The organism is Thioclava sp. UBA3469 (assembly GCF_002378135.1).
GTDB lineage: Bacteria > Pseudomonadota > Alphaproteobacteria > Rhodobacterales > Rhodobacteraceae > Thioclava > Thioclava sediminum.
Genome location: NZ_DFRG01000059.1, coordinates 1 through 14,287 on the forward strand (window position 1 = coordinate 1; position 14,287 = coordinate 14,287).

13 protein-coding genes are annotated in these 14,287 nt (G+C 64.0%); 3 read left to right on the forward strand and 10 right to left on the reverse strand.

All coding sequences use genetic code 11. The features are described from left to right. Nucleotides 1-250, reverse strand: a 250-nt coding sequence (locus B3D39_RS04895) for a hypothetical protein (RefSeq protein ID WP_286789427.1), incomplete at its 3' end; no start/stop codon positions are given. 369 nt (nt 251-619) lie between these two features. On the opposite strand from B3D39_RS04895, the gene B3D39_RS04900 reads away from it, so the two are divergent. After that, complete coding sequence (locus tag B3D39_RS04900) at nt 620-1,036, forward strand: universal stress protein (RefSeq protein ID WP_078520990.1); 417 nt, start codon at nt 620-622, stop codon at nt 1,034-1,036. 295 nt (nt 1,037-1,331) lie between these two features. Here the strand turns inward: B3D39_RS04900 and B3D39_RS04905 are convergent, their stop codons facing one another. From B3D39_RS04905 to B3D39_RS04945, 9 genes are all read right to left on the reverse strand, one after another. After that, on the reverse strand, nt 1,332-2,381 hold the full coding sequence (locus B3D39_RS04905) for a quaternary amine ABC transporter ATP-binding protein (RefSeq protein ID WP_078540498.1): 1,050 nt from the start codon (nt 2,379-2,381) through the stop codon (nt 1,332-1,334). Between the two features lie 10 nt (nt 2,382-2,391). Next, nucleotides 2,392-3,435, reverse strand: a complete 1,044-nt coding sequence (locus B3D39_RS04910; RefSeq protein ID WP_078540496.1) for an ABC transporter permease — start codon at nt 3,433-3,435, stop codon at nt 2,392-2,394. A 114-nt stretch (nt 3,436-3,549) separates the two neighbouring features. Next, complete coding sequence (locus B3D39_RS04915; RefSeq protein ID WP_286789428.1) at nt 3,550-4,545, reverse strand: ABC transporter substrate-binding protein; 996 nt, start codon at nt 4,543-4,545, stop codon at nt 3,550-3,552. A gap of 494 nt (nt 4,546-5,039) precedes the next feature. Then, nucleotides 5,040-6,083: an ABC transporter ATP-binding protein gene (locus tag B3D39_RS04920; protein WP_286789429.1), complete on the reverse strand. Its 1,044-nt coding sequence runs from the start codon at nt 6,081-6,083 to the stop codon at nt 5,040-5,042. Between the two features lies 1 nt (nt 6,084). After that, the gene (locus B3D39_RS04925; RefSeq protein WP_286789430.1) at nt 6,085-7,353 is read right to left on the reverse strand and encodes an MGH1-like glycoside hydrolase domain-containing protein; all 1,269 of its coding nucleotides are present in this window, start codon (nt 7,351-7,353) and stop codon (nt 6,085-6,087) included. A 6-nt stretch (nt 7,354-7,359) separates the two neighbouring features. Next, nucleotides 7,360-8,574 (reverse strand): carbohydrate ABC transporter permease, encoded by a 1,215-nt coding sequence (locus tag B3D39_RS04930; RefSeq protein WP_078540492.1) that lies wholly within the window; start codon nt 8,572-8,574, stop codon nt 7,360-7,362. Beyond that, on the reverse strand, nt 8,571-9,806 hold the full coding sequence (locus B3D39_RS04935; protein WP_078605739.1) for a carbohydrate ABC transporter permease: 1,236 nt from the start codon (nt 9,804-9,806) through the stop codon (nt 8,571-8,573). The genes B3D39_RS04930 and B3D39_RS04935 overlap by 4 nt, the downstream gene beginning before the upstream one ends. Nucleotides 9,807-9,887: 81 nt before the next feature. Next, the gene (locus B3D39_RS04940; RefSeq protein WP_286789431.1) at nt 9,888-11,249 is read right to left on the reverse strand and encodes an ABC transporter substrate-binding protein; all 1,362 of its coding nucleotides are present in this window, start codon (nt 11,247-11,249) and stop codon (nt 9,888-9,890) included. Between the two features lie 30 nt (nt 11,250-11,279). Further along, entirely contained in the window at nt 11,280-12,359 is a 1,080-nt protein-coding gene (locus tag B3D39_RS04945; protein WP_286789432.1) for a LacI family DNA-binding transcriptional regulator, read from the reverse strand. A 514-nt stretch (nt 12,360-12,873) separates the two neighbouring features. Here B3D39_RS04945 and B3D39_RS04950 point away from each other — a divergent pair. After that, complete coding sequence (locus B3D39_RS04950; RefSeq protein ID WP_286789433.1) at nt 12,874-13,953, forward strand: type III polyketide synthase; 1,080 nt, start codon at nt 12,874-12,876, stop codon at nt 13,951-13,953. Further along, on the forward strand, nt 13,953-14,287 hold a 335-nt coding region (locus B3D39_RS04955), incomplete at its 3' end, for an isoprenylcysteine carboxylmethyltransferase family protein (RefSeq protein WP_286789434.1). The genes B3D39_RS04950 and B3D39_RS04955, both read left to right, overlap by 1 nt.

Consider the following 14,287-nt stretch of genomic DNA (forward strand, 5'->3'; position numbering starts at 1 on the left):
GGTTACTCATTTCAGGATAGCGGGGAAGCGGGCTTCGTGTCATCGTGGCCCGGAAGGTGACAATCAGATTTTGCAACACACACTGCAACACATTTTGCGTCGCGTGTGTTTTGTATACATTTGATTTATTTATATTAAATATGAAGACGCCGAGCATGTAGCGGACTTCGTCTCCGCCATCACCCAGTGCGGAAAATCTAATCTGTTCCTGCCAATCGGTAATCGGGACAGAGCAAAAGCCCTTCGCCACGCGTGAACACCCCACATCATCCTCGGCTACACCGTCTTGAACGATGAGCCCGGTGCATCTTCTATTGCTCGATGGGCCACATGCTCGACGACCTTCGGGTCAATCAGATGACCGGGATCATCCGGCGCGGGATGCGGTGGACGGCGTGCGGGTATGCACAACCGACCTGCCCCCGAGCGATCCGGGACTGAGCCGTGCTATGCGCTGCGGGAATACGCGCTCATCGATGTCGCATCGGGGCATTGGAGCGACGTATGTGCTCGATTGGAGGATGAAAAATCGTCGTAGGCGCGGGGCTCGTTCAATCCGGGTTTGCGCCCGGTCGCCACGCGGTTCATTCTCCGCCTCGAATTTCCCCCGGAGGCCATCATGGCACGCCAGACAAAGCTCATCCTCTGCCCGATCAACCTGCGCCACGCACAGGTCGAGCATCATGCCTATATGGAAGCCGTCGAGATGGCGCGGCGGCGCCGTGCGAAGCTGATCGTGGCGACGATCGCGCCCGAGATCGAGCGTAACCTCAACATCTACAACTCGGATACCTACTGGGGCCAGCAGCTGCGCAAATTCCTCAACGACAATCCCGCCAGCGGGGTGACCGAGGTCGAGATGGTCGTGCGCAAGGGCGCGGTACACCGCCAGATCGTCAAGCTGGCGGATGAGCGCAAGGTGGACCTGATCGTGATGGAAGCGGCCAACCCAAAGGTGCAGGACTACCTTCTGGGCACCACGGCGTCCCATGTCGTGACCCATGCGGAGTGCTCGGTCTACGTCGTGCGGAGCTAAGGGCTGGCCCGGGGTGCGACCAGCACACCGGGCAGCGCCCGACCTCCCCCCGGGAGGGCGCTTTTGCGCCACCTGCGCGCGGATGAATGTCGGAAGGGTGCGGCGGGATAAAGCGTAGACCACCAAGGTCGGGGACATGCGCCCACCCGAGGTCGGGCGCTGCCCTCTCGATGCGCCACCCCACGGACCGGCGCGCGCCCCGCTTCCACGGCATTTGAGCTGACTTTTGGGAAAAGCCCGCGCCTGTCGCGCGGCGGGTCGGACCCGCCCCAATCAGGGGCGGATCCCTTTCTTCTTACCGCTTGGCGGTCTCGCCCGAGGACTGTGCGGGCACCAGCGCGCGCATGATCGAGGGCATGGTGAGGCTGCCCACCGGTTCGCCCCTCATCATGACGCGATAGCGGCGATCGAGCGCCCCTTCGGCCTTGGCGATGACGCTCTCGAGATTGTCGTTGCCGTCGATATCGCCCGACATCTCGCCCTCGGGCGCGCCGCGTTCCATCACCGAGCGCACGCGCAGCACGCGGGCGCGGTTGATGTCGGCCACGAAGTCCTCGATGTAGGGATCCGCCGGGTTGAGCAGGATTTCCTGCGGCTCGCCCTGCTGGACCACCCGACCATCATTCAGGATCACCAGGTGATCGGCGAGCTTGAGCGCTTCGTCCAGATCGTGGGTGATGAAGATGATGGTCTTGTGCAGCTCGGCCTGAAGCTCGAGCAGCAGGTCCTGCATGTCGGTCCGGATCAGCGGATCGAGCGCCGAGAAGGCTTCGTCCATCAGCATGATGTCCGAGTTCGACGCCAGCGCCCGGGCGATGCCCACACGCTGCTGCATCCCGCCCGAGAGCTGGTGCGGGTGGTGATCGCCATAGCCGCCGAGCCCGACGCGGTCGAGCCACTTCTCGGCCTCGGAGACATAGTCCGACGCCGGGAAGCCACGGGTGGCCAGCGCCATCGCCGTGTTCTCCGCCACCGTGCGGTGCGGCAGAAGGGCGAATTTCTGGAACACCATCGACATCCGCTCGCGCCGCAGCTTGCGCAGCTGCGCCTCGTTATAGTCGAGGATGTTCTCGCCATTGACGATCACTTCGCCAGCGGTGGGCTCAATAAGCCGGTTGAGGTGCCGGATCAGCGTGGATTTACCCGAGCCCGAAAGCCCCATGATGACGGTGATCTCACCCTCTTTCATGTCAACGTTGATGTCATTGAGCCCGAGCACGTGGTTGCGCTTCTCGAGCAGCTCCGGCTTGCCCATGCCCGCTTTGACGTCTTCGAGCGCCGCTTGCGGATCCGACCCGAAGATCTTGTAGAGGTGTCGGATCGAGACTTTGATTTCTTTCGTCATGCCTGTCTCCTCACTTCCGGCTCTTGCTGGTGTCGATCCGGGCGAGCGAGGCTTTCGTCACGCGGTCGAGCAGGATCGCGATGATCACGATCCCGAAGCCAGCCACGAGACCCGTGCCCAGTTCCAGCGACCGGATGCCGCGCAGCACGAGCACGCCGAGACCCGGGGCCGAGACGAGCGAAGCGATCACCACCATGGCGAGGCTCATCATGATCGTCTGGTTCACGCCGGCCATGATGTTGGGCAGCGCGAGCGGGATCTGCACCCCGAACAGCTTCTGGCGCTTGGTCATGCCGAAGGCGTCTGCCGCCTCGATCACGTCGGGATCGACCAGACGGATACCCAGATCGGTCAGGCGCACCACGGGCACGATCGCATAGAGGATGATCGCGATACCGTAGAGCTTCGGTTCGGTGACCGAGAACAGGAAGATCAGCGGGATCAGATAGACGAAGGGCGGCAGCGTCTGCAGCATGTCGAGGATCGGGATCACGGTGCGCTGGAGCCGGTCGCTCCGAGACATCGCAATGCCTATGGGCACCCCGAAGAGGACGCATATGAAGGCACAGACGAAGATGATCGCCAGCGTCTGCATCGCCGCCTCATAGTGATTGATGAAGGCGAGGAAGGCGATCGAGACCAGCACGAAGACCACCAGTCTCCAGGAGCGCGTCACCAGCCAGGTGATCAGCATCAGGATCGGCACCATCAGCCACCACGGCGTGTTGGTCATGATCCAGAGCATGTCGCGCAGGGCCCAGCTCAGCGGCTGTGTGAGCGGGTCCACGACGGCGCGCAGCCCGCCACGGATCGCGAGGAAGCCGTCCTCGAGGCCTTGCGTCACGTCGCGCGAGGGCGGGATCGCCCCGCAGGCCTTGTTGAGGGCGTCGAGCGAGGGGAAGGGCCAGTTCCAGAGGCTGGGGCCCTGCGTCGTGGTGCCGTCGGTCTGCGCGATCAGGTCGGCCATCGACGTCATGCCGCCGCCACCGTCGCCGCCAGCCGAACACCAGTCCTTCAGCCCCACCGCGTTGAAGAAATTCTCGTAAGCTGCCATTGGTTTTCCGGGTCGCCGAAGGAGACCCGTCCCATATTGTTGCGTGATTGATCGAAAAAGGACGGGGCCTGTCCCGGCCCCGTCCATGTGTTGCGCGTCAGGCGCGCGTCACGATCATCCGCCGATCAGCTTCGAAAGCTTCTTCTGGGCATCGGCATCGAGCCAGTTCTTCCAGGTGTCCTGGTAGTTCTTGATGAAGTAGACCGCCGTCTCTTCACCCGAGGCTTTGTTCTCGTCCTGCCAGGCGAGCAGCTTCGACATGGTGTCGGTCTTGAAGCTCATCTTCGAAAAGAACTCGGTCTCCGCCGGATGGGTATCCGCGAAGTCGCTCGTCACCGAGGTCAGCACGGGCGCTGCCGGGAAGTCCGAAACCTGCGGGTTCGACGCGTCCTTGTTCTGGAGGTTGTCGAACTTGGCCTTGTCGTAATCGCCAAGCTTCACGCGGGTCATGTCGTAGTTGCCCATGACCACGGTCGGGCCCCAGTAGTAGCCGAACCACGGCTTCTTGTCGGCAAAGGCCGAACCGATCGACGAGGCGAGCGTCTGGCCGGAGCCGTGGTTGAACACCTCGATGCCCGAGCTCTTGAGGTCGAGCGCCTTGATCAGATTGTCGCTCACGACGCGGCAGCCCCAGCCGTCGGGGCAGTTGTTGAACGTGCCGCCGACCCAGTCGGGATGCGCCATCACGCCCTCGATGGTCTTCAGCTCGGGGTGCTCCTTGGCAAGGTAGGTGGGGATCCACCAGCCTTCGACGCCACCCGGCTGAAGCGTCTTGGCGACGCGCTTGATCTTGCCTTCGCTCTCGAGCTTCTTGTAGGCGTCGCCAGCCGAGTTCAGCCACAGGTTGGTGACGACGTCGGGGCGGCCGTTTTCGGCGATCGAGGTGATCGCGGGAATCGTGTCGGATTTGACCAGGCTGGTGTTACAGCCGTAGCCTTGGTCCAGCATGAACTTCGCGATGTTGGTGGTGACCTCGGCAGCGGCCCAGTTCATCTGGGCGATCGAGATGTCACCGCATTGCTCGGCGGCACGGGCGGTTCCGGTCTGGGCTGCAAAGCCGGTGACCATAGCGGTCGCACCGGCGACCGCGAGAAGTGTCGTCTTCCGCATATGTTTTCCTCTCATCCGTTGGATTGTTCACGATCGTTTTCGGATCGCATTCGCCTTGCGCGTGATGAGACCGTCCGACCTCCCCGCGCGGGCGTGCTTCCACCCGGGGGAGCGTCTCGGCCCATCGTCGATCTTCAGGTTGCGCAGTGCACGCGAATGCGCCCGTTCGACGATTGCCGCGAACGGTAGCGCCGGTGCTCCCGATCAGCAATCGTCCGCCGGTCACATTAATTTGAGAAAAGCGTCAGGGAACCCAATGATAACTGAAGGAAATTTTGTAAAAGGAGACACTTGAGCGGCGACAGAACGGCAAAGAGATCCGGCACCCGGGGGATGCCGGACCGACAATTTTTGAGCATGTGCGCGCGAAGTCGCTAGGCGCGCCTCTGTTGCGTGAATTGACGCACTGACGCGCCTGCACGAGACGACGTCGCCTCGCCCCCTGCCCGCGCAATTTTCCGCGTTGCCCGGGCCGCACGCCCGGGCGCTCGGGATCAGACTGCCATGCCGTCCGCGTCGAAGAAGACCGTGCGATCCGGCTCGAAGCTCAGCCCCGAGACATCGCCCGGACGCAGATCGGTATCGCCCGCGACGCGCACGTTCACGGCGCCCAGGGGGCCGCAATCGAACAGGATGAACGTGTCCGCGCCGAGGAATTCCACCACGTCGACGCGCCCGTCGCATTGCCCCTCGCCCTCGGCCACCAGCGAGATGTGCTCGGGCCGGATGCCAAGCTGCGTGGCTTGCGGTGCGGGACAGGCCCCGCCGCGCCCGCCTTCGAGGCTGTAGCTGCCGCCCGAGACCGCGCAGGGCATCACGTTCATCTTCGGGCTGCCGATGAATTGCGCGACGAACAGGTTCGCGGGCTTCTCGTAGAGCTCGCGCGGCGTGCCGACCTGCGCGATCTTGCCGTATTCCAGCACCACGATCCGATCCGCCAGCGTCATCGCCTCGACCTGATCGTGGGTGACGTAGATCATCGTGCGCTTGAGGTTGCGGTGCAGCCGCGCGATCTCGAGCCGCATCTCCACCCGCAGCGCCGCGTCGAGGTTCGACAGCGGCTCGTCGAAGAGGAACGCCGTCGGGTCGCGCACGATCGACCGCCCGATCGCCACGCGCTGACGCTGGCCGCCCGACAGGTCCTTGGGCCGCCGGTCGAGGAAGCTCTGCAGCTTCAGAATATCGGCCGCCTCGTCGACCTTGGCGCGCCAGTCCTCCTGCGGGGCCCCCGCCATCTTGAGCGAAAAGCCCATATTCTCGGCCACCGACATATGCGGGTAGAGCGCGTAGGACTGGAACACCATCGCGAGGCCGCGTTTCGAGGGCGGCTGATCGGTCACATTCGCGCCGTCGATCTCGATCGCCCCGCGCGAGGTATCCTCAAGCCCGCCGATCATCCGCAGAAGCGTGGACTTGCCGCAGCCCGAGGGGCCTACGAAGACGACGAATTCGCCATCCTTGATCTCAAGGTCGATGCCCTTGATGACCTGAACGTCGCCGAACCACTTCTCGACACCGTTTAGCGTGATCGAACCCATTTCACCCCTCCTTGCCGGCCCAGGCGAGCCAGACGGCCGCCGTCCAGGTAAATGCCTTGCCGCCCGCGGCTGCGCCCGTCATCGGGTCGAAATACTCGACGAAGCCATAGCGCCCGATCACCTCGCGGGTGCGCTTGCGGACCTCTTCGCCAAGCGCGACGCCCCGCTCCGAGGCGCCCTCGCCGATCATCATGTTCATCATCCCCCAGGTCGGGCCGCGCCAGTAGCGCTTGGCGTCGAACCGCGGATCGAAGGGTGCGAGCGAGGGCACGCCATAGGGGGCCGCATCGAGCACACGGGCCAGATGCTGCTCCATATGCGGCGCGTCGAGCCCGCCGAACCAGCACAGGAAGGAGGCGTTGCTCAGCGCGTTCGACCAGATGCCATTGTTGCAGTTGTAGCTGTCGTAATAGCCCATGCCCGGGTTCCACAGCGCGTCCGCACCGGCTTCAAGTTCGGCCAGCTGCGTGGCCATGTCGCCGGTGTCGAGATCCTGCGCCTCACCAGCCGCCAGCAGGTCGCGCAGGCCGCGCATCAGGATGAAATGCATCGTCGGATCGGCCACCTTGAACGGGTTGCCCTCGGCGACTTTCGCATCATCCCAATCGAGGGCCTTGGCGCGCTGCACCAGCCAGATATAGCGGTCGTAATCGTATTTCGTCGGGCGCATCGAGGCGTCGACATGCTGGGTGTCGCGGCGCTCGTAATGGCCCACGTCCTGCGGGTCGATCCCGCTCATCGCGTCATCCCAGTCCGGCGCGTTGTCACGGCCCGACTCCCACGGATGGATCACGAAGATCGCGCCCTTCTCGTCGCGGCGCCATTTCAGGAACCACTCCGCCCATTTGCGCATCTTCGGATAGAGCGCGGCGAAACGGGCCGCCCCTGCCTCCGGGTCAGCCGCCAGAAGCCGCGTCGCGAAGCTCAGCGCGACCGGCGGCTGGGTGATGCCCGAGGACGCGATCGGCCCCTTGCAGCCCCAGACGTCGGGGCCCGGGAAGTAGCCCGGATCGGGCTTGTGGAAGATGATATGCGGGACCATGCCGTTGTCCCACTGCCCCGAGAACAGCGTCTCGATCTCCTGCCAGGCGCGGTCCAGGTCGAACTCGGCGAAGCCGAGGCTCGCGAAGGCGCTGTCCCAGTTCCACTGGTAGGGATAGAGGCCGTCGGTCGGCACCGTATAGCCGCCCCGGTCGTTCTGGGTGAGGATGTCGCGTGCCGCGGCATCCCGGTCGGAGAAGTCGTCTGCGGCAGCCAGAGTTTCGGTCATCATATCTTATCCTTTCACCGCGCCGGCCGTCAGGCCGCGGGTCATGAAACGTTCGAGCCCGAGGAACAGCGCCATGATCGGCACCGTCGCGATGACGGCGCCCGCCATCAGGTGCTGGCGCGGAATCTCGGAGGAGTTGAGCGAGGCAATGCCCCGCGTGAGGGTGAATTTGCTGGGATCGTCGAGCAGCATGAAGGCGAGCAGGAACTCGTTCCATGCGATCATGAAGACATAGAGCCCGACGGAAGCCATCGCGGGCAGCGCCAGCGGCAGCGTGATCTTCCAGATCACCTTGAGCCGCGAGAGCCCGTCCATCAGGCCCGCCTCCTCGACCTCCACAGGGAGGCCGCGGAAATAGCCCTGCAGCATGTAAAGCGCGACCGGGATCGTGGTGACCGGGTAGATCATGACGATCCCGAGGATCGAGTTACGCAGACCGACCATCGAGTAGGCGATGTAGATCGGCAGCGCGAGCACGATCATCGGCACCATGTAGATCAGCAGGATGCCGCGCGAGAACACTTTCTGCCCGCGAAAGCGCAGCCGCGCCACCGCATAGGCGCCGGGAACCGAAAACAGCAGCGTCAGCAGCACGGTCAGCACCGAGACATAGAAACTCGTCCAGAGGTAGCGGCCGAAATGGAACCGCGTCATCAACTCGTAATAGCTGTCGAACAGGTGCCAGCCCCGGCTCAGGTCGATCGAGAAATCGAGCGGGTTGAGCATCAGCTGCTGCTGCGACTTCATCGAGGTCATGACCATCACGTAGAACGGGATGACCACGATCGCGGTGAAGAAGATGTAGCCGAAGCCGGTGAGGAAGCGGATCACCGCATCCTCGAACTGGTGGCGGGTGAGCGCACCGAACCGCAGCTCGCGCAGGATCGAGTTGAGCGGGATCGAGACCGCTCCCGCCAGCACCACGCTCAGCGCGACGCGCCAGACAAAGTTGAAACTGTCGTCGAATTGCAGCGCGCCGAGGCCCACCGCCATCAGCGCCAGCGCCACGATCACCGCCACCGCATCCGCAGCCCAGCGATTGGCGATGCGCACGCGGGCAAACCCGGTCGCGAGGCCGAGGATCAGCGACCCAATCAGAGCGGGCTTGGCCGCAGCGCCGGTGGCAAAGGAGATCGCGACCCCCAGCGTGACCGACATGACCAGCGCCCAGAGCGCCCCGATGATCGGCCCGGTGAGATAGCCTTTATGCAGGATTTTCATAGCCCTTCCTCCCGGCTCATGGTGCGGAAGAACAGCCCCGAGAAGACCAGAAGGCAGGCGAAGATCACCACGGCGACCGCGGCACCCGCACCGATATTCGACACCGCGAAAGCCTGTTCGTAGACATTGACCGTCAGGACCCGCGTGCCGGCATTGCCGCCGGTGAGCAGGAAGATGTCGTCGAACTTGTTGAAGGTCCAGATGAAGCGGAGCAGGAACAGGACCGAGAGGATCCCCAGCAGCTGCGGCATCGAGAGATACCAGAATTTCTGGAACGGCGAGGCCCCGTCCATATCCGCCGCCTCATACATATCCGTGTCGATGCTCTGCATCCGCGCGAGGATGAAGAGGAACGAGAGCGGGAAATAGCGCCAGATCTCGAACACCGTCACCATGATGAGTGCGAGCGGCTTGGCCCCGAAGAAGTTGATCGCGCCTTCGCTCACGCCCATCTGCACCAGAAGCGCGTTGGCGGAGCCCGAATAGGGATCGAACAGCGTGATCCATGTGAAGGCCACGGCGATCACCGGGGCCACATAGGGAAAGAGGTAAAGCCCGCGCAGGATGCCCTGCCCGCGGAAGCTCTTGTTCAGGAGCAGCGCCGCAAACAGCCCCACGACCAGCGCGCCCAGCGTGCCGAAGACCGTATAGAACAGCGTAATACCCAGAACGCTCCAGAACTCGCTGCCCGAAAAGAGCTGGCGGAAGTTGTCGAGCGTGAAGGTGGAATTCGTCAGAACGTTCGAGACGTGACCGGTCGCTTTGACCTCGGCGTCACGCATCGCGCGCTCTGCCTCGCGGGTGTCCCCCGTCACCTGCGCATCGACGCGGAAACGTTCGTTCGCGCCGGCCTCAAGCGTGCCGAAATCGCAAGACAGGTCTTGCCCGTCCATTGCGCAGCCCTGAGGCAGATCGCCGGTCAGCGCAACGCCTTCAGGCAGGGTCACATTGAGCGCCGCATTGCGCATCTCCTGCTCGCGCGAGGGGTTGATGACGCGCAGTTCCAGAAGCGCCTGATCGCCGCGGTCGCGCAGCGCGACCCGTGTGCGGATCTCGGCCGGACGCAGATCGCCCAGCGTCACCGGCTTGAAGGAGATCCAGAAGATCGCCAGCAGCGGCACGATCACGACAAGCGCCACGATCGCGATGGTCGGGAACAGCAGGCCCCAGGCCAGGCGCGCCTCGCGACGGGCAAGCGCGCCGCGCCCCTTGGGCGGCGATATGTCAGTCATGACAGTCTCCAATCCATGCAGTCAGAGCGGGCTTTGGTCCCGGGGCAAGGCGCAACCGCCCTGCCCCGGCCAGAGGTCGGATCAGTTGATCTTGCCCAGCTCGTCGTTCATCTTCGCGACCGCATCCTCGGCCGAGATGTTGCCGTCGATGAAGTCGCGCACAACCCGGTTGATGACCTGGCTGTTGAGCATCTTCGAGGCCAGCGCGAGCTGCCCGTCCTTCACGCCCCAGCGCTGTGCGGTGTCGAGACCCTTGGTGATCTCGTCGACCACGGCCGGCGCGTAGAGATCCTTGAGCGGCGCCTTGCGATCTACGCCCACCGGCAGGGTCGCCCAGAGCTTGGTGAACTTCTCCGGATCCGCATCGGTGCCGCGACGGGTCGGGAACTTGCCCTCCGGCGCGATCGACAGCGTCTGCTCGTAGCCGTCATTCATCGAGTAATCGACGAATTGCTCGGCCGCTTCGGTGTCGGCATCGGCGGTGATGGTGAAGTAACGCAGGTCCGCCCAGCTCGCACCGTCGGGGTTCGACGGGCCCGCGAGGTTGGTCACGACGCCGGTATCCTTCGACAGCTCGGTCGAGGTCGGATCGTCGTTGATCATCGGCGGGGCGCTGTCACGCAGACCGGCCAGCTCGTCGAGGATGAAGGGCGACCACATGATCATCGCCGCCTTGCCCGCGAAATACAGCTCGCGCGACTGCTTCCAGTAGTTCTCGCCGGGCGGGGAGGCATCGGCCAGCTTCTTGTAGAAGTTCAGCACCTCGACCGTCTTCTTCTCGTCGAGCGGCTTGAAGCCGTCCGGCCCCACCGGCGAGACGCCGTTGGCGAGGAAAATCTGCTCGAGAATCTGGCTCATGTAGTTCTCGTCGACCTTGGTCGCGGCGACGAAGCCATACATGCTCGGCGGATTGTTGAGCTTGTCGAGCGCGGCTTCGATCGACTTGAAATCGGTCGGCGGCGCGAGACCCGCCTTGTCGAACAGGTCCTTGCGATAAAGGATCATCTGGGTCCAGCCATCGACCGGCACGGCGGCGTAATCGCCATCCGTCTCGACCATTTTCAGCGCGCCGGGTGCGAAGGTCGCCGGATCGAGCTTGTCGACCACGTCCGAACTCGCCAGCGTGTCGACGATGCCCGCATCGGTCCAGGGCAGCACGTTTTGCAGCGGCGTGTAGATCACGTCGGGCAGATCACCCGCCGCGAAAGCCGCGGTGGCGCGCTGGTTCAGGTCGCTTTCCGTGACCGGGATCACGTCGACGGTGATGCCGGTCTTGGCCTTGAAGTCGTCGGCCATCTGCTGCTGCTTGGCCAGACGCTCGGGCTGTTCCTCGGTGGTCCAGAACTTGATCGTCTGCGCCTGCACCGCGACAGCACCCGCCATCAGCGCCAGAACGGTCGAGCCCATCAGCATCGCCGTTTTATGTCCTCGAATTAGCTTCATTTACTTTCCTCCCAGTAGATTGCGTTTCTCTTATGGGTCGACCGGCGGCCCGTCGGAGCCTCCCGGTTCCAGTTGCGCCGCCACCAATTCCGTCAGCTCTCCGGGCGGCGCACCGCGGAGCTGCGCGATCAGCAGTGACGCGAGACGCGCGCCCGCGTGCTGGCTGTCGACTGCGAATGTCGTGAGGGGCGGATCGACCATCCGGCCCTCGGGAATACCGTCATAGGAGATGATCGACAGGTCGCGCCCGATCGTCAGCCCCCGCTCGCGCGCCACGTCATAGGCCCCGAGCGCAGTCGCGTCGGTGGAATAGACGATCGCGGTCGGGGGATCGGGCAGATCGAGCAGGTCGCGCGCGGCCTGCGCCCCTTCCGAACGGTCGGAAATCTCCATCAGCTCGAGCGCGGGATCGAAAGGCAGACCGGCCTCTTCCAACCCGTCGCGGTAGCCGTCTCGGCGCAGCAGCGCGAAATTGTAGCTTGCGTGCGACCCGGCGAAGGCGATGCGGCGATGACCGAACCCCGCCAGCCGCGCGACCGCGGCACGCATCGCGCCCTCGCCATCCACGTCGTACCACGACAGGCCCGGATCGGGCTGGCCGTGACCAGTGCGGCCGAACAGCACGAAGGGCACGTGTTTTGCCTGCAGGAACTTCACCCGCGGGTCCACGACCTGCGTCCGCGGCAGGATGAAGCCGTCGACCTTGTGCTCCTGCAAAAGCCGGGTGACCGTGTCCTCCATCTCCTCGCGCGAGTTCGACGAGGCGATCGTCAGGGTCCAGCCTTCGAGCGAGGCCTCCTGCGTGATCCCGCCCAGGAAATCCGTGAGGAACGGCCCGTAGCGGTCCGGCGCGTCGAGTTCGAGCACCAGACCCAGCGCCCGCACCCGCCCCGTGCGCACGGCCTGCGCATAGGGCATCGGCGCATAGCCCATTTCGGCGGCCACGCGCGCCACCCGCTCGCGGGTCTCGGGAGAGATGTCGGAATAATTGTTGAGCGCCCGCGACACGGTGCTCTTGGTCAGGCCTAGAGCCTGCGCAAGATCAGAAATCCGCACCCGGCGCGGCGCCGGTGCGGACGGCTTCTTATCGGTGTCGCGAATCTCCTCCATGGCGAAAGACTAAGGTCGCGAAACCGGTTTCGTAAAGCCGAAACCGGTTTCGAAACACGAATTCGGCCTCAAGTCGCCGTGTGCCGCGCCGCGGCGTTGCAGTCTTGGCGTACCCCTTTGGGAATAATCTAAATTTGAAAAACGTCGCAAAACCAGATACCTACGCTGCGACTTTAAGCTGAATACACGCTTACGCGCGCCGATCCTGCGGGGACCTTGGATCGATGCTGGCGGCTCGTCACAGCCCCCGCACGCCCGGGCCAGGGATCACAGCTTGGTGTTTCAAGCGAAAATCGCGCAATTAATAACCCAAAAAAAACTAATCTTTTTCGATAGATGCGCAACGTTCTTGAACTGCGCGGAGCACGCCCTCCGGTCTCGCTTTCTTCCCCCTGCGGCTGAACCAAAGCCATCTGCGGGCCGTTGACTTAAAGGGCAATCCGACGCGCCCCCGATTTTTTCAAAGCTTCCTTGAGGACTGACTTGGATCAGCCTTCAGCGAAAAGGAATTGCCATGTCAGTTTATCTTCACGGTCTCTCCACCGCCCTGCCGCCCCATTGCCTCGCGCAATCGGAAGTGCGCGAGCGGGCCGAGATCATCTTCGGCGAGACCTACCCGCAATTCGAGCGGCTCTCGAAGACCTTCGACACGGCCGGGATCGATCGGCGCTATTCGGTCGTGCCAATCGATTGGTTCTCGGAGCCGCACGGCTGGGCTGATCGCAACGCGGCTTTCATGGAGGGTGCGAAGGCGCTGTTCGTCGACGCGGCGCAGGCGGCCCTCGACACCGCAGGCTGGCAGGGCTCGGAGGTCGATTGCGTGGTCACGGTCTGCTCGACCGGGCTCGCGACGCCCTCGCTCGAGGCGCAGGTTCTCGGCGAGATGGGATTTCGCAATGACATCATGCGGGTGCCGATTTTCGGTCTGGGCTGTGCGGGCGGCGTCTCGGGGCTGTCGACGGCGCAATCCATCGCGGCGGGGCGTCCGGGGGCGAAGGTGCTGCTCGTCGTGGTCGAAACCTGCTCGCTGTCTTTCCGCGCGGACCGGATGCAGAAGGCCGATATCGTGGCGGCCGTGCTGTTTGCGGACGGCGCGGCTGCGGCCTGTATCAGCACCGAAGCGCCCGGCGCGGGTCAGGTAATCTCGCTTGGCCAAGGCCATCAGAAGACATGGCCCGACACGCTCGACATCATGGGCTGGGACGTGGACGAGATCGGCTTCGGCGTGATCTTCGACCGCTCGATCCCGGGCTTCGTCACGTCCGAGTTCGCGGAGGCAGCCGATGGCGCGCTCAAGGCAGCGAACCTTAACCATGACGAGATCGACCGCTATGTCTGCCACCCCGGCGGCGCGAAGGTCGTGGAGGCGATCGAAGGCGCGCTGCATCTTGAACAGGGCGTTCTGGATGCCGAACGCGCGGTGCTGCGCGAGGCGGGCAACATGTCCGCACCGACGATGCTGTTCGTGATGCGGGCGGTGTTGGACGCGGGCAAGACCGGGCAGATGATGGGCTGCGCACTCGGCCCCGGCTTCACCGCTTCCTTCCTGCCCTTCCATGTCGGCCCGGCCCAAAGCGAGAGGGAGGCCGCCTGATGGTCCTCCCGAGCCTCCTGTTCCTCGCTTTCATCGTCGTGCAACGGCTGAGCGAGCTGGTCATCGCCAAGCGCAACACCGCCCGGCTTCTGGCGCGCGGGGCCCATGAGGTCGGCGCGTCGCATTACCCGGTGATGGTTGCGATGCACAGCGTGTGGATCTTGTGCCTGATCGTCTTCGGTCTCGGTCAGCCCGTTCACCTCGGTTGGCTCGCGCTCTTCGCGGTGCTGCAGGTGCTGCGCGTCTGGATCCTCACCAGCCTCGGCGCGCGCTGGACGACGCGGATCATCATCCTCGACGAGCCGCTGGTCGCGCGCGGGCCGTTCAAATACGT

Excerpts from the sequence above, each read along its gene's own strand:
- B3D39_RS04900 (WP_078520990.1), top strand. The coding sequence starts at position 620 with ATGGCACGCCAGACAAAGCTCATCCTCTGCCCGATCAACCTGCGCCAC.
- B3D39_RS04905 (WP_078540498.1), bottom strand. The coding sequence starts at position 2,381 with ATGACGAAAGAAATCAAAGTCTCGATCCGACACCTCTACAAGATCTTC.
- B3D39_RS04910 (WP_078540496.1), bottom strand. The coding sequence starts at position 3,435 with ATGGCAGCTTACGAGAATTTCTTCAACGCGGTGGGGCTGAAGGACTGG.
- B3D39_RS04915 (WP_286789428.1), bottom strand. The coding sequence starts at position 4,545 with ATGCGGAAGACGACACTTCTCGCGGTCGCCGGTGCGACCGCTATGGTC.
- B3D39_RS04920 (WP_286789429.1), bottom strand. The coding sequence starts at position 6,083 with ATGGGTTCGATCACGCTAAACGGTGTCGAGAAGTGGTTCGGCGACGTT.
- B3D39_RS04925 (WP_286789430.1), bottom strand. The coding sequence starts at position 7,353 with ATGACCGAAACTCTGGCTGCCGCAGACGACTTCTCCGACCGGGATGCC.
- B3D39_RS04930 (WP_078540492.1), bottom strand. The coding sequence starts at position 8,574 with ATGAAAATCCTGCATAAAGGCTATCTCACCGGGCCGATCATCGGGGCG.
- B3D39_RS04935 (WP_078605739.1), bottom strand. The coding sequence starts at position 9,806 with ATGACTGACATATCGCCGCCCAAGGGGCGCGGCGCGCTTGCCCGTCGC.
- B3D39_RS04940 (WP_286789431.1), bottom strand. The coding sequence starts at position 11,249 with ATGAAGCTAATTCGAGGACATAAAACGGCGATGCTGATGGGCTCGACC.
- B3D39_RS04945 (WP_286789432.1), bottom strand. The coding sequence starts at position 12,359 with ATGGAGGAGATTCGCGACACCGATAAGAAGCCGTCCGCACCGGCGCCG.
- B3D39_RS04950 (WP_286789433.1), top strand. The coding sequence starts at position 12,874 with ATGTCAGTTTATCTTCACGGTCTCTCCACCGCCCTGCCGCCCCATTGC.